Below are 4,702 nucleotides of genomic sequence, written 5' to 3' on the forward strand. Positions count from 1 at the left end.
GGCCGGACCCGCCGCCGCTCTATGACGGTGCGCCGCACCGCACGGCGCCCGCCGCGGACGGCACCTTCGGCGTCGAGGTCGTTGCGGGCCTCACGAGTGTGGAGGATCGTCATCTGTCTGCCCTTTCGATCAGGTGGCCTTCGCTCTTGTGTTCGAACCATAGTCGATCATGTGTTCGATGAATAGAACACGTGATCGGACTGTTGCGAACGCTAACGCAACCCACTGACATCTCCGCCGGGTCGCGTCGGGCTCCGGAATGCCGGAGCATCGGCTCACGACACGCCTCGAACACATGTTTGATTATCGGGGCGGTCCGGGTTACATTCGGGCTCATGAGCGATGACAGCAGCGACAGCTCGGCCGGCGCGAGCGAGCTCCGGCCCCGTGAAGCGGGACTGACCGAGCGCCAGCGCACCATTCTCGACGTCATCCGCGCGTCGGTGACCACCCGCGGTTACCCACCGAGCATCAGGGAGATCGGCGACGCGGTCGGGCTGACGTCGACCTCGTCGGTCGCCCACCAGCTGCGTACCCTCGAGCGCAAGGGCTTCCTGCGGCGTGATGCCAATCGCCCCCGAGCGGTCGACGTGCGCAGCCCCGAAGACAACGCTCCGCCCATCGTGACCACCGACGTGTCAGGGTCCGATGCGCTGCCCGAGCCCACCTTCGTGCCCGTTCTGGGACGAATTGCGGCCGGCGGTCCGATCCTGGCCGAGCAAGCCGTCGAAGACGTCTTCCCGCTCCCCCGCGAACTGGTCGGCGAGGGCTCGCTGTTCCTGCTGAAGGTGGTCGGCGAATCCATGGTCGACGCCGCGATCTGCGATGGCGACTGGGTGGTCGTCCGGCAACAGAGCGACGCCGACAACGGTGACATCGTCGCAGCGATGATCGACGGCGAGGCCACCGTGAAGACGCTCAAGCGCACGCGGGGTCAGGTGTGGCTGATGCCGCACAATCCGGCGTTCGACCCGATCCCCGGCAACGAAGCTGCCGTGCTGGGCAAGGTCGTCACCGTCATCCGGAAGATCTGACGCGGGCTAGTCGCCGCGAACGAATCCGTTGGTTCGGGCCATTTCCTCACTGGCGAACCAGATCTCGGCGGGCGCCTCGTCGTAGTCGGCGCTGCCGGGCGCCCAGTACAAACCCGACTCGGTGTCCGCCTTGATCGGGTAGCCGTCGGGGATCTCGTTCGGATCGTCGAGCGGCAGGCGCAGAGCGGTGGCCGCCGGGGCGGGTTCGTCGAAGTCGATCCGCGCGTGGCGGCCGGTGTCGGTCATCGGATCGCGGTCGAAACCGACCAACGGTTCCCGATCGGCCACCACCGGCGGCTCGTCGTACGGTGCGGTTTCCGGCGAGACCTCGGTGGCGTCCGGAACGCGGGTCGGCGCGGTGTCCACGGAGTCAGGGTCTTCCTGCCCGACGTCTACCTGCCCGCCCTCGTCTTCGGTATCACTGGACGCCGCCACCGGCGCGCCCCAGAAACTCAACGGCCCCGAGGTGAAGTCGTCGGACGGGGCCGGTACGGCAGGAACACCTGACGACAGCGAGCCGAGACCCTCACGGGCATATCGGTCGCCGAACAGCGTGTCCTCCCGGCCGACCTCGTCCTGGTAACCGCCACTCGTCCGAGCCGGTTCGAAGTCCCCGTCGTCCTCGGGAACCGAACCGGCGCCCGGGCCGAAGATGTCGTCGTCGTCGTCGTCGCGGCGTCGCTTCCGAACGACGGCGACCGTCACCAGCGCCGCCAGCAGCAGCAGGGGCACAACGGCCAGCAACCACCACCATGTCCACCGGAACGTGGCGTCGCCGGTGTCGGCCGCCTGCGGCGGTGCCAGCGGCGCCTGCTGTTGGGACACCGAGATGTCGGTCAACTGCGAGGCGAGATTGGCGGGTTCGGTGCTGAACGATCTGGTCTCGGTGTTCCAGGAGACAGAGCCCTGGCTGAACCGCTGGGTGATCAACTGACCGTTCTGGGTCTGATCTGCCACGGGTGGGCCGAGTTCGCCCGTCGCGCCCCCGAGCTCTTCCCAGGCAGCCTTCATCGGACCGCGGACGATCACCGCGCCGTGGTCCGGCGTCCAGAAGATCACCGGTTCGTCCTCGGCGGCGAACGTGCTCATCCGGCTCGCCGGGGCCACGCCACCGTCCACTTCACTGGTCACCGGGAAACCGAGGTCGCCCTCGGGGCCACCGACACTCTCGTACTTGGCCAACACCTGACCGGTCACCACGTTCGCGCCGGTGGCGGGGCTGTAGAAGATCTTGCCGTTGACGAAGTCCTGGCCGAATCCGTCCGCGCCGATCGGGTACGGCTCGCCTTCGGCGGCACCCAGCGGACCCAGCGGCCCCCCTGCCGCGCGGCGGGCGGCGTTGATCGCCGACACCGGATCGTCCGGGATGTCCAGATCCGCCAGCTGGTCGGTCAGTTCGGGCGGCACCGTGGTGAACGTCTTGGCGCGCGCGTCGTAGGAGATCTCGCCGCCCGTGAACCGCTGCGTGACGACCGCACCGTCGTAGGTTGGGTCCTCGGCGGGCACACCGAGTACCCCCGAGGACCCACCCAACCGGTCCCACGCCGCGTTGACCGCACCACGGACCACTCGTGCGCCCGTCTCCGGCGTCCAGAAGATCACCGGGTTGTCAGGGGCACTGAACGTGCTGTTGCGGCTTCCGGGCGCCCGGCCCGGCCCTTCGTCGATTTCTGGAAAGCCCAGGTCACTGTCCGCGGGCCCACCCAGCGACTCGTACTTCTCCAGGATCGCGCCCTGCATGAAGTGGGCACCGGTGTCCGGGGTGAAGAACATCTTGCCGGACGCGAAGTTCTGCACGAAGCCTTCACCGGCCGGGTACACGTCGCCCGACTTCGGCCCCAGCGGGCCGGCGTCGCCACCGTTGGCCTGCCAGGCTGCGGTGATCGCGTCGCTGGCCTCGGCTTCTGGTTGTGCCAGCGCGATGGGCGCCAGCAGGAGCGCCGTGGCGACCCCCAACAGCCCGATCGTCGCGCGACCGACCACACGTATGCGCAGCATGGGCTGCCGGATCATTCGTCCTCCCCGCGGTCGGCGACAGGTGCTCAGCGAGACCCTCGAAGCCGTGCTTCAAAAAGTCCTGCGAAAGTACCGCGTCCGTTCACTTTGCGTCAGCAGACGCCGATTACCAAGGACCCTCGCCGGTACAACAGAAAGAATATGCAGTTGTGCACTATCGCCGGGGCCACTCGATGCCGGTGCCTATACCCCAAGGCTGCGGCCGATGATCTCTTTCATGATCTCCGACGTTCCCCCGTAAATGGTCTGAACCCGCGCATCGAGATAGGCGCGTGCGACTGGATATTCACGCATATATCCGTAGCCGCCGTGCAATTGCAGACACCGATCGATCAAATGGACCTGCTTCTCGGTGGAATACCACTTTGCCATCGCAGCCTGCTCGGCTGTCAGCCGATCCTCGAGGTGCAGGCGGATGTACTCGTCGACCATCATGCGCACCACCGTGGCCTCGGTAGCCAGCTCGGCCAGCACGAAACGGCTGTTCTGAAAGCTACCGATGGGCTTTCCGAAGGCCTTTCGTTCTTTCGCGTACTCGACCGTCTGCCCGAGTACCACCTCCATCGCCGCAGCCGCCACGATGGCGATCGAGATCCGCTCCTGCGGGAGGTTCTGCATCAGGTAGACGAAGCCCTGACCCTCTTCCCCGAGCAGATTATCCGCAGGCACCTTGACGTCGGTGAACGACAGCTCAGCGGTGTCCTGGGCATCGAGGCCGAGTTTGTCGAGATGGCGGCCCCGCTCGAAACCCTCCATCCCGCGCTCGACCATCAGCAGCGAGAACCCCAGCGCGCCCTTGCCGGGATCGGTCTGGGCCACCACGATCACCAGGTCGGCGTGGATACCGTTGGTGATGAACGTCTTCGAGCCGTTGAGGATGTAATGGTCGCCGTCCTTGACCGCTCTGGTCTTGATTCCCTGCAGATCACTGCCGGTGCCAGGCTCGGTCATCGCGATCGCGGAGATCAACTCGCCGGTGCAGAACCCCGGTAGCCAGCGCTGCTTTTGCTCCTCGGTGCACAGCCTGGTCAGATACGGTGCGACGACGTCGTTGTGCAGGCTGAATCCCAAACCGCTGAAGCGCCCGGCCGCCACCTCCTCGGTGATGACGGTGTTGTACCGGAAGTCCGAAACTCCCCCGCCGCCGTACTCCTCGGCCACCGCCATGCCCAGAAAGCCCTGTTTGCCGGCCTCCAGCCACACGCCCCGGTCCACGATCTTGGCCTTTTCCCACTCCTCGTGGAACGGCGCGACATGGCGTTCCAGGAAGCCGCGGAAGGACTCCCGGAAGAGTTCGTGCTCGGGTTCGAACAGCGTGCGGTCGTAGGCGACGACGCCCATGGGGAATCCCTCCGTGGTTGGTACGGGCTGTCACCGCCAACGTACCCCATCCAACCGGATGGTTGGGCGACGCCGAACGTGCCGGGGATTACACCTGTTGGCCCACCGGCCGGCCAGCAGGCCGCATGGTCAGCTGGATGCCGGCGCAGCCAGCCAGAAGCCGAAAGTCGCAGGCCGAGAACCGATCAGGATGGGTTCAGCCGACGGGCCGGCGCGCAGCGTGGCCAGGGTCATCCGGTGACCCGTGGGTCAGGACGTCGCCTGGGCGCGTCCCCGCGTACCGGCGCCGCGGGTTCCGCGCCGCCGGTTGC

General features: G+C 66.8%; 3 protein-coding genes. 1 reads left to right on the plus strand and 2 read right to left on the minus strand.

Going from position 1 to position 4,702, the window contains the following annotated elements; all coding sequences use genetic code 11:
• Positions 1 to 335: 335 nt before the first annotated feature.
• Positions 336 to 1,034 carry a transcriptional repressor LexA gene (gene lexA / locus WA944_RS23210; protein ID WP_526373671.1) on the plus strand — a complete coding sequence of 233 codons (699 nt, stop codon included), beginning with the start codon at positions 336 to 338 and terminating at the stop codon, positions 1,032 to 1,034.
• A 6-nt stretch (positions 1,035 to 1,040) separates the two neighbouring features.
• On the opposite strand, the gene WA944_RS23215 is transcribed toward lexA, so the two are convergent.
• Both WA944_RS23215 and WA944_RS23220 read right to left on the minus strand, forming a co-directional pair.
• Positions 1,041 to 3,047 (minus strand): LGFP repeat-containing protein, encoded by a 2,007-nt coding sequence (locus tag WA944_RS23215; protein ID WP_526647399.1) that lies wholly within the window; start codon positions 3,045 to 3,047, stop codon positions 1,041 to 1,043.
• Positions 3,048 to 3,233: 186 nt separating this feature from the next.
• Positions 3,234 to 4,391: an acyl-CoA dehydrogenase family protein gene (locus tag WA944_RS23220; protein ID WP_526373675.1), complete on the minus strand. Its 1,158-nt coding sequence runs from the start codon at positions 4,389 to 4,391 to the stop codon at positions 3,234 to 3,236.
• Positions 4,392 to 4,702: the final 311 nt, after the last annotated feature.

Source organism: Mycobacterium sp. (assembly GCF_049683355.1).
GTDB lineage: Bacteria > Actinomycetota > Actinomycetes > Mycobacteriales > Mycobacteriaceae > Mycobacterium.